The following is a 23591-nucleotide window of genomic DNA, read 5'->3' as shown; positions in this document are numbered from 1 at the left end:
TCCCTTGCGGCTCTCGGCTCGCGGCGTGACCATCGCCGCAAAATTCAACGTAACATCCCCGCACCCCGAAATGTCCGGGCGGCTCCGTCAGCGGCCCAGAATGCCCCGCAGACCGCCCCGCACCAGGGCGGCGTGCAGCTCTTGGAGCAGGACGGAGAGCTCGCGGGCGGTCTCCTCGGCCTGGTCGACGGCGCCGGGGGCCCGGCGGCGCAGCAGCGGCGCCACGGCCTGCTCCACGAGCCCCGCCTCGCGCTCCGCGGCGGCCCTGAGCACCCGCAGATGGCGGGGGTGCAGCCCGAACCTTCCGAGCGCCCCCGAGGCCCTGGCGACGGTGAGGGCCTCGGCGTCGTACCACCGGGCGACCGGGGTCAGCAGGCCGTAGTCCTCCAGCTCCACGAGGGTCTCCTCGTCGAGCGCCGCGGCCTCCAGCAGCTCGGCGCGGCTCAGCCGGATCTCCGGCGACTCGGCCCCGACGGCGCGGGGCCGGGTGACGCCGTCGCGCTCGGCGGTGTCCAGATGGTCCTTGATCACGCGCAGCGGAAGGTAGCGGTCACGCTGGGCGGTGAGGATGTAGCGCAGGCGCTCGACGTCGGCGTGGGTGAACTTGCGGTATCCCGAGGGGGAGCGCTGGGGCTCGATGAGCCCCTCGCCCTCGAGAAAGCGGATCTTGGAGACGGTGACGTCGGGGAAGTCGCCCCGCAGGATCTCGAGGACTTCCCCGATGCTCATGAACGCCCTGGCCGCCTGCGCGCCCATCACCGCTCCTCCTCACCCACGCGTGAGGAACACCAGCCGGAACTTGCCGATCTGGACTTCGTCGCCCCCGGAGAGCGGTAGCTCCTCGATGCGCTCCCGGTTGACGTAGGTGCCATTGAGGCTGCCGACGTCCCTGGCGGTGAAGTAGTCGCCCCGCCGGTAGAACTCCGCGTGCCTGCGCGACACGGTCACGTCGTCCAGGAAGATGTCGCTCTCGGGGTGGCGGCCGGCCGTGGTCAGATCGCTGTCGAGAAGGAACCGGCTCCCGGCGTTGGGCCCGCGCATCACGACCAGCAGGGCCGTGCCGGCCGGCAGCTGCTCGACCGAAGCCCGATCTGGGATGAGCGTCTGTCCCGTCGCGTCGCCGTCCATCGCCTCGATCCCACTGAGTGAGATCGTGGAGGTGGTGTCCCCCGGCGTGTTTTCGACACGACTCAGCGGCGATCCGCACCGTGAGCAGAAACGGGCATCGTCAGGGTTGGCATGACCGCACTGCGTGCAGTAGACGCTCGGCATCGATCGGCTCGGCCTCCTACCGCGAAGTCGCGGCGACGGTGCTCTGGGCGGCGTGCCTCGGTTCTTCGCTTCTCATAGTTGCTCAGACTGCGAATGCCGCAACTTACGCTGATGAGTCGCAAAGGTCAAGATGAGGGCAGGCTCGCGGGTTCGGACATGCTGCTGGTGGGGCTCGCTCGGTCCTCGCTTACGGGGCTCGCGTATCTCCTGACGGCGCTCGCCCCTCGTTGCTTCCGACTCGGCTCGCCGCGCCGGTCCAAAGCTACCGCCCGCGCCGCCCTCCGGTCCATGCGGCGCGCCGTTCAAATGTGACTGGAAACGGGTGGTTCGGGGCAGAACGTACCCGTTCCCGGGCCACGTGCTCAGGTGCCCACGGCGTGCTCCACCACCCGGGCCCAGCGCTCCAGGAGGCCCTGGGCGACGTCCAGATCGTCGCCCTCCGCCCAGATATGGGTGACGGCCTCCGAGGGGTCGGGAAGGATCAGTGCCCAGCCTCCGTCCTCCTCGACCACGCGCACGCCGTCGGTGGTGTCCAGGTGGTACCCGTCGGCCGCCTCGACGACCGACCGCATGACCGCGCCCTTGGCGGCCCACGGGGTCGGCACGGTGCGTTTGAGCATCTTGGCCTGGGGGATGCGGGCGTCGATCTGGCTGAGCGACAACCGGGTGCGGGCCACCAGGCCGAGGATGCGCAGGAAGGCGGCCAGCCCGTCGACCGTGGGCGCGAACTCGGGGACGATGAAGCCGCCGCGCCCGTCCGCCGCGAAGATCAGCTCGGGGTCGGCCGCCGCGGAGGTGAGGGCGTCCAGGGCCGTGGAGGTCCACTGCACCTGGGCCCCGTGGAACCGGCACACCTGCTCGGCCACGCGGGTGGTGGTCACGGGCAGGGCGACCCGGCCGCCGCGGCGCTCGGCCGCCACCAGGTCGAGGACGACGAGCTGCGCCCGCTCCTCGCTGATCAGCTGGCCCATCTCGTCGACCAGGGAGACGCGCTCCCCGACCGGGTCGAAACGTACGCCGAAAGCGGCCCTGGAGGACCCCACGAGCTCCGCCAGGCGCTGGAGGTCCCTGCGGCGCTCGGCGAGCGTCTCGGTCGGCGAGGCGTCGTCCAGGCGGTTGTTGACGGTGAGCACGTCCACCCCGACCCGGCCGAGCAGGCTCGGGAGCACCAGGGAGGAGGTGCCGCCCGCGCAGTCGATGACGACCTTCATCTCGGCGTCCCGCACGCCGGACATGTCGACCCAGCGCAGCAGCTCGCGGGTGTAGTCCTCGACGGCACGGGCGGGGAAGCTCAGCTCGGCGATCTCCCCGGGGAAGGCGCGGCGGAACTCCTGCCGGGAGAAGACGCGCTCCAGCTTGCGCTGCGCGCCCTGGGAGAGGTCGGCGCCGTTCTCGTCCATGAAGACGATGTCGACGCTCTGGGGGTCACCCGGGGTGGTGCGCAGCGCGATGCCGCCCGAGGCGGTCTCGTTGGAGGTGTGGAAGCGCGCGACGGGCAGCGGGGTGGCCTCCAGGTCGAGCACGTTGATCGCGCTCGCGGTGAGCGCGCTGATGACCGCCCGCTTGAGGGCGCGGGCCGCGCGGGAGGAGTCGCGCGAGGTGATGACCGAGGCGCCCTTCTTCAGCGTGGTGGCGTACGCGCTGGCGAGGCGGACGCACAGCTCGGGGGTGATCTCGACGTTGACCAGGCCGGAGACCCCGCGCGGCCCGAACAGGCTGCGCTGGCCGCGCGACTCCCAGATCACGCTGGTGTTGACGACCGCGCCCGCCTCGATCGTCTTGAACGGGTAGATCTTGACCCCGGAGGAGACGTAGGCCTCGGACTCGATCACGCACTCGTCGCCGACGACGGCGTTCTCCTCGATGCGCGCGCCGGTCATCACGTCGGTGTTCTTGCCGACGACGCAGCCGCGCAGGTTGGCGCTCGGCCCGATGTAGACGTTGTCGTGGACCACGGCGCGGTGCAGGAAAGCGCCCTCCTTCACCACGACGTTGTCGCCGATGACGGTGTACTCCCGCAGCTCGGCGCCCGCCTCGACCTTGGCGTAGCCGCCGATGTACAGCGGGCCCTTCAAGATGGCGTCGGGGTCGACGGAGGCGCCCTCGGCGACCCACACCCCCGGGGAGAGCTCGAAGCCGTCGGCGTCGAGCCTCACCCGGCCCGACAGGGCGTCGGCCTGCGCCTTGAGGTAGCTCTCGTGGGTGCCGACGTCCTCCCAGTAGCCGCTGGTGATGTAGCCGTACAGCGGGGCTCCCTGGGCCAGCAGCTTGGGGAACACGTCGGCCGACCAGTCGACGGGCACCCCGGGGGCGACCTCGTCGAGGACCTCCGGCTCCATCACGTACACGCCGGTGTTGACGGTGTCGGAGAAGACCTGCCCCCAGGTGGGCTTCTCCAGGAAGCGCTGCACCCTGCCCTGCTCGTCGACGATGATGATGCCGAACTCCAGGGGGTTCGGGACGCGCTTGAGGCCGATGGTGACGAGGGCGCCGTTCTCCTCGTGGAACCGGATCAGGTCGGTCAGGTCGATGTCGGTCAGCGCGTCGCCGGAGATCACCAGGAAGCGCTCGTCGCGCAGCTTGTCGGCGGCGTTCTTCACACTGCCCGCCGTGCCGAGCGGGATCTCCTCCGTGGCGTAGTGGAGGCTCATGCCGAGCTCGTCGCCGTCGCCGAAGTAGTTGCGCACCAGGGCGGCCAGGAACTGGACGGTGACGACGGTCTCGGTGAAGCCGTGCCGCTTCAGCAGGCGGAGCACGTGCTCCATGATCGGCCGATTGACTACGGGAAGTAGGGGTTTGGGCTGGTTCGCGGTCATCGGCCGCAGCCGAGTCCCCTCCCCGCCCGCCATCACGACGGCCTTCACAGATCACCCTCCGTCTGTCTCATCACGGTGGGCACACGGCCACGCTCGCGCGGGCAGTAGCCGCGGGGACTCGCCGGGACGGGCCCCCACGATCGCTCATGCCCGGCTCGCCCCTCCGATGAGCCGGCGCCCCTGAACCACGTACAGCGCCCCCGCCCACCAATACAGACCTGTTCCCCAGATGGCAAAGGCCCATCCCAAGATCCGGGCTATGTCGGCGTACCAACCGTCGTGGGACGCCAGGAAAAGCAGCGGGAAGGCGTAGAGCAGGTTGGCGGTCGCCGCCTTGCCGAGGAAGTGGACCGGCAGCGCCGGGCCGAAACCGTGCCTGCGGAGGACCGGAACGCCGAGGAGCAGCAGGACGTCCCTGCCGACGATCACGGCGGTCAGCCACCAGGGGATGACCCCGCGCAACGTCAGCCCGATCAGCGTGGCCAGGATGTAGAGCCGGTCGGCGAGCGGGTCGAGCAGCCTGCCGAGCTTGCTGGTCTGGTTCCAGGCCCGGGCGAGCTTGCCGTCGAGCCAGTCGGAGAACCCCGCCGCCATGAGCAGGATGAGCGCCCACCCGTCGGCCTTGGGCCCCAGCACCAGCCACAGGAACACCGGCACGCCGAGCAACCGCAGCAGACTCAGCATGTTCGGAACCGTCCAGATCCGGTCCTCCGCCGATCTCACCCGTGACTCTCCCCTCGTGAACCTGGTGCCGACCCTAGCCGGTGCGAAGCGCCGGGCGGCGGTGGGGGCGAGTCTCGCCACGGGCCGTATCGTGAAAGGACGAAACCTCCGTGCCCGCCCACGCGGCCCATGACTCGAATTCCGCGGCGAAGACGGCATCCTCCTCAAGATGGAGAAGTCGTCTTCCAGAGGCGCACGAGATCGGCCGAACGGTGGAAGCGAGCAGACCCTTTTGTTCTTTAAGGTCGGTGCCATGGCCAATGACGCAGCCCTCTTCTTCGGGCAGTTCATGCGCTCGCCCGGCACCACCGGGGCGGTCGCGCCCAGCTCCCAGCGCCTGGCGAGGGTGGTCGCCTCGCCGGTGCCCGAGCGCGGGGACCCCGTCATCGTCGAACTCGGCCCGGGGACGGGCGTGTTCACCAAGGAGATCCAGCGGCGTCTCGGCGGGCGAGGGCACCATCTGGCCATCGAGATCAACCCCCGTCTCGCCGCGGGGCTGGCCGACCGGCACCCCGGCGCCAAGATCATCGTCGGCGACGCCGTGAACCTGCCCCAACTCCTGGCCGGCCATGGGCTCGAGCGGGCCGACGTGGTGGTCAGCGGGCTGCCCTGGGCGGCCTTCCCCGCCGGGCTCCAGGACAGGCTGCTCGGGGCGATCCGCGAGACGCTCACGCCCCAGGGCACCCTCACCACCTTCGCCTACGTGCACGCACGCACGCTGCCGCCCGCCATGCGCTTCCGCCGCCGCCTGATGGAGGCGTTCGAGGAGGTCGTGCCGAGCAGAACCATCTGGGGCAACGTGCCTCCGGCCTTCGTCTATCACGCCAGGCGCCCGCGTCACTGATCTCGCACGGCCACCGAACTTCGTTCTACCATTGCGCGGCAACGGGAATGGAGTGATCACGGTGGACTTCACGCTTCCGGAGAGCGCCCGCGACGTACAGCGCGGCGTCGCGGACATCTGCTCGCGCTACGACATGGACTACTGGCAGCGGTGCGAGGCGGAGAAGCGCTGGCCCGAGGAGGTGTGGGCGGAGCTGGCCAAGGGCGGCTGGCTCGGCCTCGCGGTGCCCGAGGAGTACGGCGGGGGCGGCCAGGGCCTGCTGGAGCTGACCGTGGCGACCGAGACCCTGTCGGCCTCGGGCTCGGCCGGCGGGTCCGCGTTCACGTACGTGCTGACACCCGGCTTCGGCGCGCTGACCATCGCCCGCCACGGCTCGGCCGAGCAGAAGGCGGCGCTGCTCCCCCGGCTCGCCGCCGGCGAGATCGAGACCTGCTTCGCGCTCACCGAGCCCGACGCCGGGTCCAACTCCCTGGCCATCTCCACCTCCGCCCGCCGCGACGGCGGCGAGTACGTCATCAACGGGCAGAAGATCTGGATCACCGGCGTCCAGCGGGCCACCTGGATGCTGCTGGTCACCCGCACCATCCCGGCGGCCGAGGCCAGGCCGCGCACCAACGGCCTCACCGTCTTCCTGGTGAACGTGCCGGAGGCGGTGGCGGCGGGACGGCTGTCCTACCGGCCGATCCCGAAGATGGGCGCCAACACCACCCCGTCGAACATGGTGTTCTTCGACGACCTGCGGGTGCCCGCCACCAGCGTGCTCGGCGAGGTGGACCAGGGGGCGGCCGTGCTGTGGGACATCCTCAACCCCGAGCGCATCCTGCTGGGCGCCAGCGCCCTCGGCGGCGCGGAGGTGGCGCTGCGGGTCGCGGTCTCCTACGCCAAGGAGCGGGAGGTGTTCGGCCGCCCGATCGGGGCCAACCAGGCCATCGCCTTCCCGCTCGCGCAGGTCAAGGCGAAGATCGAACTGGCGAGGCTGATGCTCTACAAGGCGGCCTGGCTGTTCGACCGGCACCTGCCCTGCGGCACGGAGGCCAACATCGCCAAGCTGACCGCCTCGCAGGTGGCCTGGGAGGCGGCCGACCACGCCTTCCAGACGCACGGCGGGATGGCGTACTCGCTGGAGTACCCCGTCGCCCGCCTGCTCGCGGACGCCCGCATCGGCAAGGTGGCGCCCGTCACCGAGGAGCTCCTGCTCAACTACCTGGCGACCCAGGTGCTCGGCCTGCCCCGGAGCTTCTGAGCCGCGGGGCCGCCGCGCCTCACGGCATGGCGGCCTCGACCAGCGCGTCCACCAGGCGGTTGTCCTCGCCGCGCTCGGGGTGCCACTGGACGCCCACGCAGAACCGGTGGCCCTGGAGCTCCACGCCCTCGACGATCTGGTCGTCGGCCCACGCCACGGCGAGCAGGCCCTCGCCGAGCCGCTTGAGCGCCTGGTGGTGGGGCACGGCGACCTCGATGCGGTCGCCGACGGCCTTGCCGACCTTGCTGGAGACGCTCACCTGGATGACGTGCGGCGTGCTTGCGGCGTGCCGCTCATGGTGGACCGCCTCGGGCAGCCACCGGATCAGGGTGCCGCCCAGCGCGACGTTCAGGATGTGCATGCCGCGCGCCACGCCGAGCACGGGGACGCCGGCCTGGACCGCGGCCCTGGCGAGCCCGAGCTCGAACCTGTCGCGCTGCGGCTGGGGCTCCTCGAGCCTCTCGTCCCGCTCCTCGCCGTAGGCGCCGGGGTCGACCTCCACGCCGCCGGCCAGGATGAGCCCCGACAGGCCTCGGATGTAGCCGTCGATCGCTCCCAGGCTCAGCGGGGGGATCAGCACGGGGGAGCCCCCGGCCTTGTCCACCGCCTTCGCGTAGGCGGGCGGCGAGAGCACGGCCTCGCGGACCCACGTGCCCCAGCGGGCGGCGTCGAAGTAGGTGGTGATACCGATCAACGGTCGGGACATACGGTCTCCAGGGGCTCGCGCAAGGTCGTACCGCCATGTCACGGCGGCACCCAGCCCATCAGCAGTGGCAAGCCCATCATGGCGCACAACATTTCGGGTATGTCACGTATCCGGGGTATCAGTCACGTCACTTCCGCAACATCTGTCCCACAAGCCCCCCTCACCCCGGCGGCGGCGGGTACTCCTCCGGCCCGCCGGGCACCGCGCTGGAACGGTCCGCCACGACAGGGCGGTTCCGCAGGTCCGGGTCGCCGCCGGGGCGGCGGCCCCGAATTGCGATTGCGGTAAAAGGCGAATGTGATTCTCTTTCATCTAGATTCCCCGGCATCCCGAGCATCCATTACGGAGAATCACCCACCAATTACTAAGAGTTCGCTTTCCTGGCACCTTGTGGTGAAACGGTTGTGAGGCGCATGCGGGAATGGAAGACTCCAATTCGAGCGATCGGTTGAGCCGGGGCCGCCGGACGCTCGTTACCCGGACCGTCAGGGAGGTGGAACAACAAGATCGGATGTCGAATCCGGTCGATTAGGGTGGCGTCGATATATGTCGTTGAATCCGCGTCTCGTAAAGGAAAGCTTCTCAGCCATCCAGCCCGTCATGGGCAAGGCCGTCGCGTACTTCTACGGGCGGCTGTTCGCTGAGGGCCCACACCTGCGGAGCATGTTCCCCCCCGCCATGGACGTCCAGCGGGACCGTCTCTTCAGCGCGCTGACCCGCATCGTCTGGAGCCTGGACAGCCCCGACAGCCTCGGCTCCTACCTGGGCCAGCTCGGCAGGGACCACCGCAAGTACGGCGTGCTGGCCGAGCACTACACCGCCGTGGGCAACGCGCTGCTCTCGACCATCAAGCGCTTCGCGGGCGACACCTGGACCAGCGAGGTCGAGGCCGCGTGGGTCGCGGCCTACACCGTGGCGGCCAACCTCATGATCGAGTCCGCGGAGGCCGACGCCGGGGTCTCCCCCGCCTGGTGGCTGGCGGAGGTCGTGGACCACGAGATGCGCGCGCCCGGCATCGCCGTCATCACCCTGCGGCCCGGCACCCAGATGGACCACGTCCCCGGGCAGTACGTCAACGTGCAGGTCGCCCGCTGGCCGCGCGTCTGGCGCACGTACTCCATCGCCAACGCGCCCCGGCCGGACAACACCATCAGGCTGCACGTGCGCGCCGTGAGCGGCGGGTGGGTCAGCACGGCCCTGGTCTCGCACACGAGGATCGGCGACACCGTGCTCCTCGGCCCCCCGATCGGCACCCTGGCGCCCCCGGAGGGCGAGCCCATGCGCGACATCATCTGCGTCGCCGGGGGCACCGGCCTCGCCCCGATCAAGGCGATCGTCGAGCACGTCATCGCCTCGGGCCGCCGGCCCAACATCCACCTGCTGTTCGGCGCCCGCACCGCCGGCGAGCTGTACGACCTCGGCGACCTGATCCGCATGGAGGCCGAGTTCCCGTGGCTGCGGGTCCTGCCCGTGGTGTCCGGCCAGCCGGCCTACGACGGCATGCGCGGCTCGCTCCCGGACGTCGTGCAGCGCTTCCACTCCTGGGCCGACCACGACGTGTACGTCTGCGGTCCCCCCGCCATGGTCAACGAGACCGTGCGGCGGCTGCAGAACGACGGCGTGCCCCCCGCGCGCATCCACTGCGACCCGATCCAGGGGGAGCAGTGGCCCGGTTCCCGCGAGCAACCAGATATCCAAGGACTATCCGGGCGAACCGATCACCCAAATCACGCGGAGTCCGGCGGGTGTCCTGGCAACGTGACACGATGATGCCGATCCGCGCGCAGCGGCCGACATGTCGATCGGGCGACCACGCCGAGCCGGGGGGACAGGCGATGCGGCCCCGACACCGCGAAAGGAAGGGCGATCATGCAGGGCACGCTGCTCGCCGCCGGCACGAGGCGATCATCTTCCCCCGTCGCACGGGCCTACGCCACCGTCCCGGCGGCGCTCTGACTCCCATGGCCAAACCGGTCACGCTCGTGACATTCGTGCTGCCCAGCGCGCTCGGGCACTGGGGCAGCGGGGCCACCGAGGTGCGGGTCTTCGCCGTCGCGGACTCCGACGAGAGCCGCCCCACGCTCGGCGCGGCCCTCCACACCCTGCGCCGAACCCACCCCATGCTGGAGAAGCGCCTCTGCGACGAGTACGGCGGGATCCGCCGCCACATCAGCATGTTCGTGTGCGGGGAGAACGCCCGCCGCCTCGGCGGCCTCGCCTGCGCCTTACCCCCGGGCGCGGAGGTCTACGTGCTTCCCGCCCTCTAGAGAGCCCCCGACGACCGCCCGCCGCCGGGGGTGGAGGCCCGGCGGGCGGCCGGCCGCGCCTAGGGGGCGACGCGGCCCGCGGCGTTGAACGCGGCGTGGGTGAGCGGCATCAGCCCGGCCCAGAACGCCTCCATCTTCTCGGCCACCATCTCGATCTCGCGCTGCGGGAACGACGGCACGCTCGCGCGCTCGTCCTTGGTGCGCAGGGACAGGAAGTGCATCAGCGAGCGGGCGTTGCACGTGGCGTACATCGAGGAGAACAGGCCGACGGGCAGCACCGCGCGGGCGACCTCGCGGGCCACCCCCGCCGCCAGCATCTCCTGGTAGGCCTCGTACGACTGCCGGTACGACCGCTCCATGGCGCCGGTCACCAGCTTGTGCTGCTCCTCGTCGCCCTCGACGAACCGGTAGCGCCCCGGCTTCCCCTCCTGCACGAGCTTCCGCTCCCGCCCGGGCACGTAGAAGACCGGCTGAAGCTCGCGATACCTCCCGCTCTCCTCGTTGTAGGACCATCCCACTCTGTGGCGGTGGAATTCGCGGAAGACCAGGATGGGGGCGTTGATGAAGAAGGTCATCGAGTTGTGCTCGAACGGGCTGCCGTGCCGGTCGCGCATGAGGAAGTTGATCAGGCCCTTGGAGCGCTCGGGATCCTGGTGGACCGCCTCCAGGGACTGCTCCCCGGCGGTGGACACCCGGGCGGCGAACACCACGTCGGAGTCGGCCGCGCTGTGCCTGACCAGCTCCACCGTCACATCACTCAGGAATTCCACGCCTCGGCTCCCCCTCGTCTAGGCCGCCCACATCGTAACGGAGCGGGTTCGCTCAGGTGATGTCGCGGCGGATCGTGGTGGCCGACGCCACGATCGCGAAGGCCGCGGCGTACCCCACGAGCAGCGCGGCGCCCGCCCAGGCCGGCAGGTAGTCGCCGCCGAGCGGCGAGGAGACCCCGTACACCGCCTGGGCCGCCCCGCCGGGCAGCCACTTCCCGACGCTCGGCAGCAACGCGACCAGCAGGCTCTCAAGGACATAGACCCAGGCGACGCCGACGACGATGGCGGCCACCTGGTTGCGTAGCAGGGACCCGAGGGCGAGGCCGAGGATCGTGTAGAGGGCCATCGCGGCCGCCACGCCGGCGCAGACCCGCGCGACGTCGCCCCCGATCAGCGACAGGCTCGCGCCCTTGATCAGAAGCGCCGGGATCCCGACGGCGAATGCCAGGACGATGCCGGCGAGGCCGAACAGCAGGCCCACGACCGCGCAGGTCATGAGCTTGGCGGCGATCACCCGCTCCCGGCGCGGCGTCACCAGGAAGGTGTAGGTGATCGTCTGGAAGCGATACTCCCCCGTGATCATGAGGGTGCCGATGACGAAGGCGAAGACCAGCCCGGAGCCCGCCTGGCTGAAGAGGTTCCGCACGCCGTCGGGTTCGGTGAGGGCGGGCGCGCCCGGGCCTCCCGACAGGACGCTCAGCGCGACCAGCCCGATGGCGGTGAAGCACAGCGAGAGGGCGAGCATGCCCCAGACCATGCGGGTGGTGAAGACCTTCAGTAGCTCCGCCCTGACCAGCCGGATCATGACGCGCTCCCCGGGACGGCGTCCACTGCGGCCGGTGACGATGACGATGTCGAGGGCGGGGCGGGCGGCTCCCCGGTGAGTTCGAGGAACACCTGTTCGAGATCGGAGCGCAGCCTGACCAGTTCCGACAGCACCACGTGCTCGTCGAGCGCCGCCTGGCCGACCGCCTCCGGCTGGACGCCGTGAATCAGTAGCACGCCGCTCTCCGGGGACTCGATCACGCCGCCGGCCCCCTCCAGCCGGGGCCGCAACCGCTCGACGCCCGCCCCGGCGACCCGTACGCCCCGGTCGCCGCCCGAGGTCAGCTCGGCCAGCGTGCCCTGCCGGACCATGCGGCCCCTGGCGATGATGACGATGTCGTCGACCGTCTGCTCGACCTCGGCCAGGACGTGGCTGGAGACCAGCACGGCGCAGCCCTGGTCGTCGGCGAGGAACCTCAGGAAGCCGCGCAGCCACTGGATGCCCGCCGGGTCCAGGCCGTTGGCGGGTTCGTCGAGGATGAGGACCGCGGGCCGGCCGAGCAGCGCGGTCGCCAGGGCGAGGCGCTGGCGCATGCCGAGGGAGAAGCCGGCCACCCGCTTGCCCGCGACGTCGGCAAGGCCGACCTGGCCGAGCGCCTCGTCCGCGCGGGCGCCGGGCAGGCCCGCGGCCGCGCACACCACCCTGAGGTGGTCGCGGGCCGTACGGCCGGGGTGGAAGCTCGTGGCCTCCAGCACCGCGCCGACCTGGGACAGCGGCGTGGCCAGACCGGCGTACCGTCGGCCGTTGACGAGGGCCTGCCCGGAGTCGGGCGCGACCAGGCCGAGCAGGCACCGCAGCGTCGTGGTCTTCCCGGCCCCGTTCGGGCCGAGATATCCGGTGACGGTGCCCGCCTCGACGGTGAAGGACACGTCGTCCACGGCACGCACCGCCCCGAAGGACTTGGAAAGGTTATGGATCTCGATCGCAGTCATCACCGGCGATTATTGGCCGTTTCGATCGCCGCGCCTAGCGTCCTGGGCGGATGTAGACCATTTAGCGACATAGTGTCCGCCTACAGGCGGTACACGCGGCGGGCGTTGCCTGAGCCGATCATGTGGGCGACCCTGGCCGCGTCGCCGGCGCTCCACTCCCCCTCCTGCATGCGGGCGGCGAGCGCGCGGGCCAGCCCCCGGCGGAAGTACAGCGCGCCGAGGTGGCACATCTCGGCGACGCCGGAGCAGTCGGAGCTGAACATCAGCTTGTGGAAGGGGACCAGCTCCAGCAGCTCGCCGATGATCGTGGCGGAGCCCGCCGCGGTGTAGGTCAGCGCGAGGCCCACGTCGGCGTACACGTGCGGGAACACGCTCGCCAGGTAGGCGGCCTGCCGGTGGAACGGGTAGCAGTGCAGCAGGATCACCGGCACCCCGACCGGCCGCGTCGCCCTGATGAAACCTGTCATCAGGGTGGGGTCGGACCGGTGCAGGTCGATGCCGGGGTCGCCGTACCCGGTGTGGAACTGCAGGGGCAGCCCACGGTCGCGGGCGATGTCGACGGCCGTCCAGAGCAGGTGGCGCAGCAGCACCGGATCGGTCAGCGGCTCCTTGGGCTCGGTGAGCCGCCTGCCCGCGGCGGCGATGACCGTGCCCCGGCTCGGCCGCGCCGGGTCGAAGTGCAGGCCGTGGCGGTAGGCGACGATCGACTTCAGCCCGACGGCGCGGGAGGCCCGGGCGGCGAGCCGCTCGGCCAGGGCGTGCACGTACCCGGCGGCGGTCGGGCCCTCCTGGGCGACCTCCTCCTCGACGTGCTCCAGCCGCACGATGTCGTCGGCGGCGGCGCCGCCGAGGCGTCCCATCTCGGCCGCCGAGAGCAGCTCGCGGCCGCCCCCGCCGCAGTCGACCAGGAACGCCACGACCCCGGCCGCGCGCAGCAGCCGCTTGTTGGCCTCGTCCGGGCCGAGCTCGGCCCTGCGCGCCAGGTAGACCGCTGGGGGCACGTGCGGGCCGAGCCCGAGGACGGGGGCGCACCAGCGCCTGATCGCGGTGCCCACCGGTGTGTCGAAGTGCGTGGTGCCCGGAGGCGCGGGGGTGCCGGCCTCGGTGATCAGCATCTCGAACTGCGCGCGGTTGAGCTCGTCGCGGCGTACCCCGTGGCAGTGGTGGTCGACGAGCGGGGCGAGCAGCGCCGCCCGCACCGGGCCGGGGACCGGGGCCTGCAGTATGTCCTCAAGCTCCATCGGCCACCTCACCCCGCTCGTCTGCCCCCGGATCGCGCCCGGCCCGCACGCCGCCGCCCGGCCTGTGGACTCTAAGGGCGCGCCCCGGCTCCGGCCGCTACTTCGTCCCCGCCTTTACCGAACCCCGGCACAGCCTCAACACGTTGGCGACGATCCGGGATCCGGCGCCGCCCTCGGCGGTGAGGATGGACTCGGGGTGGAACTGGACGCCGAAGCGGCGGTTGGCGGTGTCCTCGATGGCCATGACCGCCCCGTCCGGGGTCAGCGCGGTGACCGTGAAGCCCTTCACCCCCTGTTGCTTGGCGTGCAGCGAGTGGTAGCGGGCGGCGGTGAACTCCGCCGGCAGCCCGTCGAGCAGCGCGCTCTCGCCCACCCTGCCGACCTGCCCCCTCTTGCCGTGCTCGGGGTGCGGCAGCAGCGAGAGGGTGCCGCCCGCCTGCTCGACCATCGCCTGCAGGCCGAGGCAGACGCCGAAGACGGGCAGCTTCCTTTCGTAAAGGGCGCCGACGAGGTCTGAGCAGCCGAAGTCGGAGGGCCACCCTGGGCCGGGCGAGAGCACGACCATGTGCGGCGCGACCTCGTCGAGCATGGCGAGCGGGAAGCCGTGGCGCAGGGTGAGGACGTCGGCGCCGTGCTGGCGGAAGTAGTCGGCCAGGGTGTTGACGAAGGAGTCCTCGTGGTCGACGAGCAGGACCTTCACCCCCTCGCCCGGACGCTCGGCCTCCTCTCGCGCCGAAGCCTGCTCGGGCGGGGCGCCCACGGCGGCGAGGGCTCCGAGCAGGGCGCTGGCCTTGAGCTCGGTCTCGCGCTCCTCGGCGGCGGGGTCGGAGTCGAACAGCAGGGTCGCGCCGGCGCGGACGGTCGCCACGCCGTCGCGGATCTGCGCGGTGCGCAGGGTGAGGCCGGTGTTCATGGACCCGTCGAAGCCGAGGTAGCCGACGGCGCCGCCGTACCAGCGCCGGGCGGTCGCCTCGTGGTCCTCGATGAACTGCATCGCCCAGGTCTTGGGCGCCCCGGTGACGGTGACGGCCCACATGTGGGTGAGGAAGGCGTCGAGGGCGTCGAACCCGGGGCGCAGGCGGCCCTCGATGTGGTCGACGGTGTGGATGAGGCGGGAGTACATCTCGATCTGGCGGCGGCCGATGACCTGGACGGTGCCGGGGACGCAGATGCGCGACTTGTCGTTGCGGTCGACGTCGGTGCACATGGTCAGCTCGGACTCCTCCTTCACCGAGCTGAGCAGCGTGCGGATGGCCTCGGCGTCCTCCACGGGGTTGGCGCCGCGGGCGATGGTGCCGGAGATCGGGCAGGTCTCGACCCGGTCGCCCTGGACGCGGACGTACATCTCGGGGGAGGCGCCGACCAGGTGCTCGCCCTCGCCGAGGTTGAAGAGGAACTCGTACGGGGCGGGGTTGATCTTGCGCAGGCCCCGGTAGAAGCCGGAGGGGTCGTCGCAGGGGGCGTGGAAGACCTGTCCGGGAACCACCTCGAACAGGTCGCCGCGCCGGAACTTCGCCTTGGCGGCCTCGACGACCTCGGCGTACTCCCCCGGCTCGGGATTTTTCGGGATCTGGGCGGGGGTGGGGGGAAGCGGGACGGACTCGCCGGCACGCGGGAGGCCGCGGGTCGACACGCCGTCGACGGTGAACTCGTAGAGGTACTCCCGGCTGGTCTCGCGCTTGCGGTCGATCACCATGACCCGGTCGGGCAGGTGGAGGACCAGGTCGCGCTGGCCGTCCGCGCGGTCGAGCGCCTGCCTGATCGGCTCGAACTGGAAGGCCAGGTCGTAGCCGAACGCCCCGTACAGCCCGAGGTGCTCGTCGTCGCCGGAGAAGGCGGCGATCACCTCGCGGATCGCGGTGAAGACCGTGGGACGGCGGCTGCGCATCTCCTCGGGCAGGATGTCCTCTGACTCGGCGACGTGGACCTCGACGTGGTCCTGGGTCGGCTCCGTGGTGGTCTTGCCCGCGGCGAGCAGGCAGGAGGTGACGGCGGGCAGCACGACCCTGCCGCGCTCGTTGAGCGCCCGCGCGGAGATCTCGCGGCCACGGGCCACGATCTCCAGGACGGGGTCGATGTAGGCGAGGTGCCATCGGCTGTATCGGCCGGGGTACTCCATGCCCGAGGACAGCACGCCGCCGCGCCGCTCCCCGAGCGAGGAGACGACCTCCTCGAGCACGGACTCCGGAACGTCGGCGGTCGTCACCTCGACTTCGATGCCGCCCGCGGTGGTATATCCGCTCGTGTCCACCCTTGCCTCGCCCTTCTGGATCTTCGTTTGGCCCCGGGCGGGCATGAAAAAAAGCCGCCTCCCGGGGCGGCCGTCCGAAATGAATGCGAAACACGCGCCGCCTAGGAGCAGCGCCACCACTGAGCAGGTGCAATCGTTCGCATGGCCAAATGGTAGCGGCCCTGCGGGCCCGCCGCCACTTCTTCGGGCAAGAGCCTGGGCTGGGCCGGAGCGGTGGATCAGTGACATACGTCACAGCGCTCGGCGGCCGATAGCACTAGCATGTTACCAGTGAGTAAAGCGCTGCTTACATCAACCGGGGTATGACTCCGCTTACAGCGAGGAGCGCTCATGGCTCGGGTTCAGTACAGGGTCGTCGTCCACAGGGACATGCAGGTCCCCATGCCGGATGGTGTCCTCCTGCTGGCCGACCGCTACATCCCGATCGGCGTGAGCAGCCCCCCCACCATCTTGATCCGCTCGCCGTACGGCAGGCGCGGCCTGTTCGGGCTGGCCTACGGCAGGGCCTTCGCGCGGCAGGGCTTCCAGGTGATCCTGCAGAGCTGCCGGGGCGGGTTCGGCTCGGGCGGCGAGCTCACCCCCCTCGACGAGCAGGACGACGGCCTCGCGACCGTCGAGTGGATGCGGGCCCAGCCTTGGTACGGCGGGAGCTTCGCCATGCACGGCCCCAGCTACCTCGGCTACGCGCAGTGGGCGATCGCGCCGTACGCGGGCCCCGACCTGAAGGCCATGGCCATCCAGGTCACCGCGTCGCAGTTCCGTGACGCCGCCTACGTCGGCGGTTCGTTCGCCCTTGAGTCCACGCTGAGCTGGAGCACGCTCACCGCCCTGATGTCCGGGCCGCTCAGCGGGGCGGCGGTGTTCTTCGCCCCGCGCCGCACCCAGCGGGCCGTGCTGTCCGGACGGCCGATCGGCGAGCTGGACGTGCTGGCGGCCGGCCGCCGGCTGCCGTTCTTCCAGGAGGTGCTCACCCACCACGCCGACCCGGCCGTGCCGTTCTGGAAGAAGAGGGACTTCTCCGCGACCGTGGGCGAGGTCGACGCGGCCGTGACCATGACCGGCGGCTGGTACGACGTCTTCCTGCCCTGGCAGCTCAAGGACTACTTGGCCATGCGGGCCGCCGGGCGCCGGCCGTACCTCACGGTCGGGCCCTGGCACCACGCCGACGTGCGGCACGGGCGCCTCGCCAACCTCGACGCGATCGCCTGGTTCCGCGCCCACCTGCTCGGCGACACCTCCGGGCTGCGCGCCAGCCCCGTCCGGCTGTACGTCACCGGCGCGGACGAGTGGCGCGACTACGACGACTGGCCCCCGCCGGGCACCAGGGAGCGGCGCTGGCACCTGCAGCCCGGGTTCGGCCTGGCGCCGGCCAACCCGGCGGAGTCCTATCCCGACCGGTACCGCTACAACCCGGGTCGGCCGACGCCCGTGTCCGGCGGGCCCACGCTGCTCGGCAACTCCGCGCCCCGCGACAACCGGCGCCTGGAGTCGCGCCCCGACGTGCTCGTCTACACCGGCGAGACGCTCGGCGAGGACCTCGACCTGATCGGCCCGGTCACCGCGGACGTGTTCCTGCGGTCCAGCACCCGGCACACCGACCTGGTCGTCCGGGTGTGCGACGTGCACCCGGACGGCACCTCGCTCAACGTGTGCGAGGGCGTGCGGCGCCTGTCACCCGGCACGCCGCCGGAGGACGACGAGGGCGTGCGGCGCGTCGAGGTGGAGCTGTGGCCGATCGCCCACCGCTTCAAGCGGGGCCACCGCGTGCGGGTGCACGTGGCGAGCGGCGCCTACCCCCGGCTGGCCCGTAACCTCGGCACCGGCGAGCCCCTCGGCACCGGCCACCTGGCGGTTGCGGCCGACCAGGAGATCTTCCACGACCCGGACCACCCCTCGGCGATCATCCTGCCCCACGCCGCGTCCTGACGGGGCCGATCCGGGCTGGGCCTCCACCACCGCACGACCTTGCACATGCCTTTACGAGACGCGGGCGACGTTGTCAAGGCGCTGTGCCCCGCGTTCGGCGACCGGGCCGATACCGTCGCCGAAGTGCCCGTCCCGGAGGCGCAGGGCACCCGCGACACCACCGATGAGCTGGGCCGACGCTCCCACGCCCGTACGGGTGGCGACGGCGCCGCCGCTCGGCGCGCCAACAGGTCCGTTCGGCGATCGGTGAGGCGCGCGACGCCGTCGCGAAATTACGCTTCCGCACGACCGGATAACTAGCCTCATCAGGCTAGTTACGCCTCTCTTCTCCCTAGGAGAGTGTGTTGACCACGCCATCCAGCGATCAGCGCCCGGCCCGAAGCGATCGCAGCCCGTGGAACTGGCTGCTGCTCGTGCCGGTCGTCATCCCCTTGATCCCCGCCCTGTACAACGCCGACGAGCCGCGCCTGTTCGGGTTCCCGCTGTTCTACTGGCTGCAGCTCGCCTTCATCATCCTCGGCGTCGGCGCCACCACCATCGTGTACCAGGTGGGCAAGAAGCGGAGCGGGCGATGAGCGGCCACGTCACCGAGCTGGTCGTCTTCGCGATCCTGTTCGTGCTGGTCAGCGCCATGGGGTTCGTCGCGGCCCGCTGGCGCCGTCCCGACGACCTGGCGACCCTGGACGAGTGGGGCCTCGGCGGCCGGAAGTTCGGCTCGTGGATCACGTGGTTCCTCGTCGGCGGCGACCTGTACACCGCCTACACGTTCGTGGCCGTGCCCGCGCTGCTGTTCGGCGCCGGGGCGACCGGCTTCTTCGCGCTGCCGTACACGATCGTGACCTACCCGCTGGTGTTCCTCGTGCTGATCCGGCTCTGGTCGGTCGCCCACGTGCACGGCATGGTCACCCCGGCCGACTTCGTCCGCGCCCGCTTCGGCTCCCCCACCCTGGCCCTGCTGATCGCGATCACCGGCCTGGTGGCCACCATGCCGTACATCGCGCTGCAGCTGGTCGGCATCGAGGCCGTGCTGAAGACCATGGGCGTCACCGGCGACCTGCCGCTCATCATCGCCTTCGCGATCCTCGCGGCCTACACCTACCAGTCGGGGCTGCGCGCGCCGGCGCTGATCGCGTTCGTCAAGGACGGCCTGATCTACCTGGTCATCCTGGTGGCGATCATCTACATCCCGAGCAGGCTCGGCGGCTGGGGGTCGATCTTCGACGCGGCCCGCGCGAAGTTCGACGCCACTCCCGCGCCGGGTGACGGCATCCTGCTCAACCCGAACAACCAGCTGCAGTACGTCACGCTGGCCCTCGGGTCGGCCATGGCGCTGTTCCTGTACCCGCACAGCGTCACCGGCGTCCTGGCGGCGCGCAACCGCGGGGTGATCAAGCGGAACATGTCGGCGCTGCCCGCCTACAGCCTCCTGCTCGGCCTGATCGCGCTGCTGGGGTACATGGCGATCGCCGCCGGGATCAAGCCGATCACCGCGGGCGGCAAGGCGGACGCCAACACGGTGGTGCCGCTACTGTTCGACAAGATGTTCCCCGACTGGTTCGCCGGGGTGGCCTTCGCCGCAGTCGGCATCGGCGCGCTGGTGCCCGCCGCCATCATGTCCATCGCCGCCGCGAACCTGTTCACGCGCAACATCTACAAGGAGTACATCAAGCGGGACGCCACCAGCGCCCAGGAGGCGGCGGTCAGCAAGATCGCCTCGTTGGTGGTGAAGATCGGCGCGGTGCTGGTCATCCTGCTGATCGACCCGCAGTTCTCCATCGACCTGCAGCTCATCGGCGGCGTGATCATCCTGCAGACCCTGCCCTCGGTCGGCCTCGGCCTGTACACGCGCTGGTTCCACCGGGGTGGGCTGATCGCCGGCTGGGTCGCCGGCATGACGTCCGGCGTGCTGATGCTCTACAACGTCGCCAACCCCGCGACCGACCACGCCCACTTCGGCGGCTCGGCGTTCCAGCTCTCGAAGCTGGGCCTGGACACCAAGATGACGATCTACGCCGGTTTCCTGGCCCTGGCCGTCAACCTCGTGGTCGCGGTCGCCGGGACGCTGATCGCGCGGGCCGGCAGGCTCGCCGACGGGGACGACGCCACCCGCCCGTCGGACTACGTGGCCGACGAGGGCGACCCCCGCGTCCACGAGATCGAGCTGTCCGGCTCCCGCTGACCGGGCCGCCACGCGTACGCGCCCGGCGAGGCCGCCGGGCGCGTAGCACGTCGAGGGTCTCGCGCACGTGGTCGTGCAGCCACGGCAGCATGACCTTCAGGGCGTTGCGGTGCAGCAGGTCCTCGTAGGCCAGGCGCAGCGACTCGACAGGGGGAGTTCGGACATCAAGGCTCCTCGTTCGAGAGTTCCGCGGATCTTGATTCCACCATCTCCCGGCGGTCAGGAGGGGTGGGCCGCGAAGGTTCCCTGCATCGCGGCGACAACGACCTCGACGAGGCTCTCGACCACCTGCCGCCGGTCGACCTCGTGGTGCTCCAGCCACCAGTCGCCCGTGGTCTGCACCATGCCGACGAAGGCGTGGCCGAGGATCTGCGCGCGCACGGGGTCGGACACGGTGCCGTCGGCGGCGATGACCGCGCCGAGCTCCTCCCCCAGACTGCGCACGATGCCGGCCATGTGGGAGTGGGTGCGCCTGTCCTCGGCGCCGGCGCGGTGGAACAGGAAGCGGTAGAGGTTGAGGTTGGCCGAGATCATGTCGAGGTAGGTCTCGATGGTGGCCCGGGCCCGCGTGCGCAGGTCGGTGCGGGCCCTGGCGAACTCGCGCCGCAGCTGCTTGATCACCGTGCGGATGTGCCTGTCGGCCAGCGCCTGGTAGAGGCCGCTCTTGTCGCCGAAGTGCCGGTAGAGGATGGGCTTGGTGATGCCCGCCTCGGCGGCGATGGCCGCCATGGACGCCTGCGGGCCCTCGCGCCGGATGACCCGGTCGGCCGCGTCGAGCAGCGCCCGGCGCCGGCCCGGATCTCGCCCGCCGTTCTCCCGCACGGTCGCCATGCAGGACAGCATAGGGGTACTTCACGGTCACGTACCGCTGTCGCCGGATCAGGTGCCTTCTTTCCCTGATCACCACCCGATCAACGCGAAAGTGTGATCTATGCCGATATACCGGCGGACCGTTCCGGTAATGTGCCGCTCGCGTGCCGCGATGGAGGTGGAAGGGTGACCGAGCCTGGAGCGCCGGAGGTGCCGGGCTACGAGGTGCTCGGGATCCTCGGGCAGGGCGGTTTCGGCGTGGTCTACCGCGCCCGGCAGCTCGCCGTGCGCCGCGAGGTCGCCCTCAAGGTCGACAACCGCGTGCTGGTGTCCGAGCGCGACCGGCGGCGGTTCATGCGGGAGGTCACCTCGGCGGGCGCCCTGTCCGGTCATCCCCACGTGGCCGACGTGTACGACGCGGGCGTGCTCGGCGACGGCCGCCCGTACATGGTGCTGGAGTTGTGCCCCGGCGGGTCGCTGGCCGACCGGCTGCGCGAGGAGGGCCCACTGAGCCCGGGCGAGGTGCGCGACATCGGCGTGCGCGTCGCCGACGCGCTGGCGGCGGCGCACGCGGCGGGCGTGCTGCACCGCGACGTGAAGCCGGCCAACATCCTGGTCAACGGGTACGGCATGGTGGCGCTGTCGGACTTCGGGCTGGCCACCAGCGCGCACGCCGAGGGCGACATGTCGGTCACGCGCGAGTCGCTCACCCCGGCCTTCGGGCCGCCCGAGGCGTTCGAGCTGGCCGAGCCGAGCCCGGCCGGAGACGTGTACTCGCTGTCGGCGACGCTGTACGCCCTGCTCAACGGGCGGCCGCCGCGCTTCCCCGAGAGCGGGGTGGTGAACATCGCGATGATCATGGCGCTGCACCGCCGGCCGATCCCGGAGATCCCCGGAGTGCCCGCGGCGCTGACCGCCGTCCTGCGGGCGGGGATGGCCACCGATCCCCGCGACCGCATCCCCTCGGCCGCCGCCCTGAGGGACGCGCTGTCGTCCCTTCCGGCGTCCGCGCTCCCCGTCCCGCCCTCCGGGGCCGTGCCATCGGTGCCAGGGGCGCCCGCCGGGCCGTCCCGCGCCGTGCCCGCCGGGCATTCCGCTCCGTCGCGTCCCGCCTCGCGGCCGTCCGGGCCGTCCAGGCCGTCGCCTCCCAACGGGCCGGGCGGGCGGCTCGACGGGCCGGGAGGGCAGCCGACGCACGGCGGGCGGGCCGCCGCGACCGGCCCGGACGGGCGGGCCCTGCGGGCGGTGTCCGCCACGCGGCCTCCCGAGCCGCCGAGGCCCTCCTCACAGGCGGGGATGTACGTCGTGGTCGCGGGCGTGTTCGCGCTGCTGCTGGTGATCGGCACCGCGATCATGCTCCACGAGGGCCAGGTTCCCGGGATCGTCGGCGTGACGACCGCCCCGAGCGGGAGCGGCCCCGCGCTGTCGGTCCCGTCCGACCGCGCCTCGGACGTGGGCGCGGTCAAGACCACCATGCAGAACTGCCCGGCCGCGTCCATCGCGGGCGCGAACGCCGCGTGCGGGCAGGAGGCCGAGTGCTGGGGCGGCATCGTCGTGACCACGGGGTCGGTGTCGGTCAAGAGGCGCGGCTGCGAGGAGACCCACTCGTGGGAGACCTTCGCCGTGGCCCCGCTGCCCGTGGACACGATCACCTACGACATGAACGACCTCCAAGGCCATCCGACGGTCAAGAAGCTCTGTTCGATGCCGGTCCTCATCCAGTCGAGGTACGGGGACGCCAAGGCGATCGCTCCGGCCAAGTGGAGGATCTTGGTGCTGCCACCGACCCCGGAGGCCTTCAAGGAGGGCGTCCGGATCTACCGGTGCGTGGGCACCGTGATCGGCGAGGACCGGCCGGGCACGCACTTCAGGCCCCTGAGCTGACCCACGTGCCCGGCCGTCGTGGATCCCGCGAGTCCTGTACACGCCGCGCCGCGCGAACAACTGGAAATCACTGGAACTCAAGGGAACTGTTGGTACGCTCCGGGCGTGAGTGAATCGCTGGACGATCTCGAGGAGCGCATCAACGCGCTGCGCGGTGAGATCCGGCAGGCCATGCGGGCCCGCGAGAGCGCCCTCGCCAGGTCGCTGCGCGCCGAGCTGCGAAGGGCCGAGCGGGCGTGGGACCTCGCGCTCGCCGCCCACGAGCCCGCCCACGATCCCGCCCGCGAGGAGGAGGACGAGCCGCCGCCCGGCTCGCTGCTCCCCGTCCGCGAGCAGGTCCACCAGGCGCTCACCCTGCTCGGCGTGCCCGCCGCCGCCAAGATGATCGTGGCGGTGCACGGGGCCCTGCGCGCGGGCTCGCTCAAGGGCACCCAGCTCACCTCCCTGCGCAGGGACGAGGAGCGGTCCTTCCGCACCTCGCCGTTCGCCCGGCCGTACTACCTGTGCGCCGCGCTGACCGACCGGCTCTCCGCCTCCCGGGGGCTGCTGGCGGTCAGCACCTGGCCGCTGGAGCAGCGGGTCGTCGGGCCGCTGAGCCCCCGCGTCGACTTCCTGACCACCGCGATCCGCGTGGCCGGGCACATCATGCGGCTGGCGGAGACCGGTGAGCCGACCCCGCCGAGCGCGCAGCGGCTGCTGTCGCGGCTGGCGCAGAACGTCCCGGGCGCCGCGCCCGACCCCGCGCTCGTGGTCAAGGCGGCCCGCGCGGAGCTGGAGGTGCACGCCGCCGCCGACGCGGCGGCCCGCGCCGAGATCGCCGGCCGCGCGCGCGACCGGCTGCGCGACGCCGAGCGCCTGTTCGGCGGCACCGTGCTGGCACTGGCCCAGAGAGAGGCGTGAG

General features: G+C 71.4%; 20 protein-coding genes. 9 read left to right on the top strand and 11 right to left on the bottom strand.

The annotated features are described in order from the left end of the window. Positions 1-87 precede the first annotated feature (87 nt). The 4 genes from ACOZ38_RS18845 to ACOZ38_RS18830 all read right to left on the bottom strand — a co-directional run bounded on the left by ACOZ38_RS18845 (position 88) and on the right by ACOZ38_RS18830 (position 4811). Positions 88-756 (bottom strand): MerR family transcriptional regulator, encoded by a 669-nt coding sequence (locus ACOZ38_RS18845; RefSeq protein ID WP_405149585.1) that lies wholly within the window; start codon positions 754-756, stop codon positions 88-90. Between the two features lie 12 nt (positions 757-768). Beyond that, positions 769-1272 carry an FHA domain-containing protein gene (locus tag ACOZ38_RS18840; protein WP_358553703.1) on the bottom strand — a complete coding sequence of 168 codons (504 nt, stop codon included), beginning with the start codon at positions 1270-1272 and terminating at the stop codon, positions 769-771. Positions 1273-1634: 362 nt separating this feature from the next. Beyond that, a complete protein-coding gene (locus ACOZ38_RS18835) occupies positions 1635-4136 on the bottom strand; it encodes a sugar phosphate nucleotidyltransferase (RefSeq protein WP_424532242.1) in 2502 nt (833 codons plus the stop codon). 96 nt (positions 4137-4232) lie between these two features. Next, entirely contained in the window at positions 4233-4811 is a 579-nt protein-coding gene (locus ACOZ38_RS18830; RefSeq protein ID WP_424532240.1) for a CDP-alcohol phosphatidyltransferase family protein, read from the bottom strand. A gap of 253 nt (positions 4812-5064) precedes the next feature. Here ACOZ38_RS18830 and ACOZ38_RS18825 point away from each other — a divergent pair, with 253 nt between their 5' ends. Together ACOZ38_RS18825 and ACOZ38_RS18820 are read left to right on the top strand one after the other, a co-directional pair. Then, on the top strand, positions 5065-5655 hold the full coding sequence (locus ACOZ38_RS18825; RefSeq protein ID WP_424532238.1) for a class I SAM-dependent methyltransferase: 591 nt from the start codon (positions 5065-5067) through the stop codon (positions 5653-5655). 61 nt (positions 5656-5716) lie between these two features. After that, positions 5717-6898, top strand: a complete 1182-nt coding sequence (locus ACOZ38_RS18820) for an acyl-CoA dehydrogenase family protein (protein ID WP_363918059.1) — start codon at positions 5717-5719, stop codon at positions 6896-6898. 19 nt (positions 6899-6917) lie between these two features. Here the strand turns inward: ACOZ38_RS18820 and ACOZ38_RS18815 are convergent, their stop codons facing one another. Then, the gene (locus ACOZ38_RS18815; protein WP_405149591.1) at positions 6918-7604 is read right to left on the bottom strand and encodes a gamma-glutamyl-gamma-aminobutyrate hydrolase family protein; all 687 of its coding nucleotides are present in this window, start codon (positions 7602-7604) and stop codon (positions 6918-6920) included. Between the two features lie 600 nt (positions 7605-8204). Between ACOZ38_RS18815 and ACOZ38_RS18810 the strand changes: the two genes are divergently transcribed. Together ACOZ38_RS18810 and ACOZ38_RS18805 are read left to right on the top strand one after the other, a co-directional pair. Next, positions 8205-9374 carry a globin domain-containing protein gene (locus tag ACOZ38_RS18810; protein WP_424532237.1) on the top strand — a complete coding sequence of 390 codons (1170 nt, stop codon included), beginning with the start codon at positions 8205-8207 and terminating at the stop codon, positions 9372-9374. Positions 9375-9565: 191 nt separating this feature from the next. Next, positions 9566-9871 carry a hypothetical protein gene (locus tag ACOZ38_RS18805; RefSeq protein ID WP_363918065.1) on the top strand — a complete coding sequence of 102 codons (306 nt, stop codon included), beginning with the start codon at positions 9566-9568 and terminating at the stop codon, positions 9869-9871. A 59-nt stretch (positions 9872-9930) separates the two neighbouring features. Here ACOZ38_RS18805 and thyX read toward each other — a convergent pair whose 3' ends face one another. The 5 genes from thyX to ACOZ38_RS18780 all read right to left on the bottom strand — a co-directional run bounded on the left by thyX (position 9931) and on the right by ACOZ38_RS18780 (position 15891). Beyond that, positions 9931-10641 carry an FAD-dependent thymidylate synthase gene (gene thyX, locus ACOZ38_RS18800; RefSeq protein ID WP_424532235.1) on the bottom strand — a complete coding sequence of 237 codons (711 nt, stop codon included), beginning with the start codon at positions 10639-10641 and terminating at the stop codon, positions 9931-9933. Positions 10642-10693: 52 nt separating this feature from the next. Then, on the bottom strand, positions 10694-11446 hold the full coding sequence (locus ACOZ38_RS18795; protein WP_424532234.1) for an ABC transporter permease: 753 nt from the start codon (positions 11444-11446) through the stop codon (positions 10694-10696). Then, on the bottom strand, positions 11443-12399 hold the full coding sequence (locus tag ACOZ38_RS18790) for an ABC transporter ATP-binding protein (protein ID WP_424532233.1): 957 nt from the start codon (positions 12397-12399) through the stop codon (positions 11443-11445). Before ACOZ38_RS18790 ends, ACOZ38_RS18795 begins: the two co-directional genes overlap by 4 nt. A gap of 80 nt (positions 12400-12479) precedes the next feature. Then, positions 12480-13640, bottom strand: a complete 1161-nt coding sequence (locus tag ACOZ38_RS18785; protein ID WP_424532231.1) for an amidohydrolase family protein — start codon at positions 13638-13640, stop codon at positions 12480-12482. A 97-nt stretch (positions 13641-13737) separates the two neighbouring features. Next, a complete protein-coding gene (locus ACOZ38_RS18780; protein WP_424532229.1) occupies positions 13738-15891 on the bottom strand; it encodes an anthranilate synthase component I in 2154 nt (717 codons plus the stop codon). A gap of 330 nt (positions 15892-16221) precedes the next feature. On the opposite strand from ACOZ38_RS18780, the gene ACOZ38_RS18775 reads away from it, so the two are divergent. The 3 genes from ACOZ38_RS18775 to mctP all read left to right on the top strand — a co-directional run bounded on the left by ACOZ38_RS18775 (position 16222) and on the right by mctP (position 19996). Continuing rightward, positions 16222-17817 carry a CocE/NonD family hydrolase gene (locus tag ACOZ38_RS18775; protein WP_424532227.1) on the top strand — a complete coding sequence of 532 codons (1596 nt, stop codon included), beginning with the start codon at positions 16222-16224 and terminating at the stop codon, positions 17815-17817. Positions 17818-18158: 341 nt separating this feature from the next. Further along, positions 18159-18392, top strand: a complete 234-nt coding sequence (locus ACOZ38_RS18770) for a DUF3311 domain-containing protein (RefSeq protein ID WP_405149606.1) — start codon at positions 18159-18161, stop codon at positions 18390-18392. Next, positions 18389-19996: a monocarboxylate uptake permease MctP gene (gene mctP / locus ACOZ38_RS18765; protein ID WP_424532225.1), complete on the top strand. Its 1608-nt coding sequence runs from the start codon at positions 18389-18391 to the stop codon at positions 19994-19996. The genes ACOZ38_RS18770 and mctP overlap by 4 nt, the downstream gene beginning before the upstream one ends. Positions 19997-20215: 219 nt before the next feature. Here mctP and ACOZ38_RS18760 read toward each other — a convergent pair whose 3' ends face one another. Further along, entirely contained in the window at positions 20216-20827 is a 612-nt protein-coding gene (locus ACOZ38_RS18760) for a TetR family transcriptional regulator (protein WP_424532223.1), read from the bottom strand. A gap of 165 nt (positions 20828-20992) precedes the next feature. Between ACOZ38_RS18760 and ACOZ38_RS18755 the strand changes: the two genes are divergently transcribed. Together ACOZ38_RS18755 and ACOZ38_RS18750 are read left to right on the top strand one after the other, a co-directional pair. Next, entirely contained in the window at positions 20993-22690 is a 1698-nt protein-coding gene (locus ACOZ38_RS18755; RefSeq protein WP_424532221.1) for a protein kinase domain-containing protein, read from the top strand. Positions 22691-22795: 105 nt separating this feature from the next. After that, positions 22796-23590, top strand: coding sequence for a hypothetical protein (locus tag ACOZ38_RS18750; RefSeq protein WP_424532219.1), 795 nt, complete (start codon positions 22796-22798; stop codon positions 23588-23590). Position 23591: the final 1 nt, after the last annotated feature.

This window comes from Sphaerisporangium viridialbum (assembly GCF_049674955.1).
In the GTDB taxonomy this organism is placed as follows: Bacteria; Actinomycetota; Actinomycetes; order Streptosporangiales; family Streptosporangiaceae; genus Sphaerisporangium; species Sphaerisporangium viridialbum.
The sequence above is the reverse complement of the archived record's forward strand: the minus strand, read 5'-3'. Positions and strand labels throughout refer to the sequence as shown.

What these genes read in the sequence shown, in the direction of transcription:
- ACOZ38_RS18825 (WP_424532238.1), top strand. Translation starts at nt 5,065, where the DNA reads ATGGCCAATGACGCAGCCCTCTTCTTCGGGCAGTTCATGCGCTCGCCC.
- ACOZ38_RS18760 (WP_424532223.1), bottom strand. Translation starts at nt 20,827, where the DNA reads ATGGCGACCGTGCGGGAGAACGGCGGGCGAGATCCGGGCCGGCGCCGG.
- ACOZ38_RS18845 (WP_405149585.1), bottom strand. Translation starts at nt 756, where the DNA reads ATGGGCGCGCAGGCGGCCAGGGCGTTCATGAGCATCGGGGAAGTCCTC.
- ACOZ38_RS18795 (WP_424532234.1), bottom strand. Translation starts at nt 11,446, where the DNA reads ATGATCCGGCTGGTCAGGGCGGAGCTACTGAAGGTCTTCACCACCCGC.
- ACOZ38_RS18775 (WP_424532227.1), top strand. Translation starts at nt 16,222, where the DNA reads ATGGCTCGGGTTCAGTACAGGGTCGTCGTCCACAGGGACATGCAGGTC.
- ACOZ38_RS18785 (WP_424532231.1), bottom strand. Translation starts at nt 13,640, where the DNA reads ATGGAGCTTGAGGACATACTGCAGGCCCCGGTCCCCGGCCCGGTGCGG.
- ACOZ38_RS18840 (WP_358553703.1), bottom strand. Translation starts at nt 1,272, where the DNA reads ATGCCGAGCGTCTACTGCACGCAGTGCGGTCATGCCAACCCTGACGAT.
- ACOZ38_RS18815 (WP_405149591.1), bottom strand. Translation starts at nt 7,604, where the DNA reads ATGTCCCGACCGTTGATCGGTATCACCACCTACTTCGACGCCGCCCGC.
- mctP (WP_424532225.1), top strand. Translation starts at nt 18,389, where the DNA reads ATGAGCGGCCACGTCACCGAGCTGGTCGTCTTCGCGATCCTGTTCGTG.
- ACOZ38_RS18790 (WP_424532233.1), bottom strand. Translation starts at nt 12,399, where the DNA reads ATGACTGCGATCGAGATCCATAACCTTTCCAAGTCCTTCGGGGCGGTG.
- ACOZ38_RS18805 (WP_363918065.1), top strand. Translation starts at nt 9,566, where the DNA reads ATGGCCAAACCGGTCACGCTCGTGACATTCGTGCTGCCCAGCGCGCTC.
- ACOZ38_RS18810 (WP_424532237.1), top strand. Translation starts at nt 8,205, where the DNA reads ATGGGCAAGGCCGTCGCGTACTTCTACGGGCGGCTGTTCGCTGAGGGC.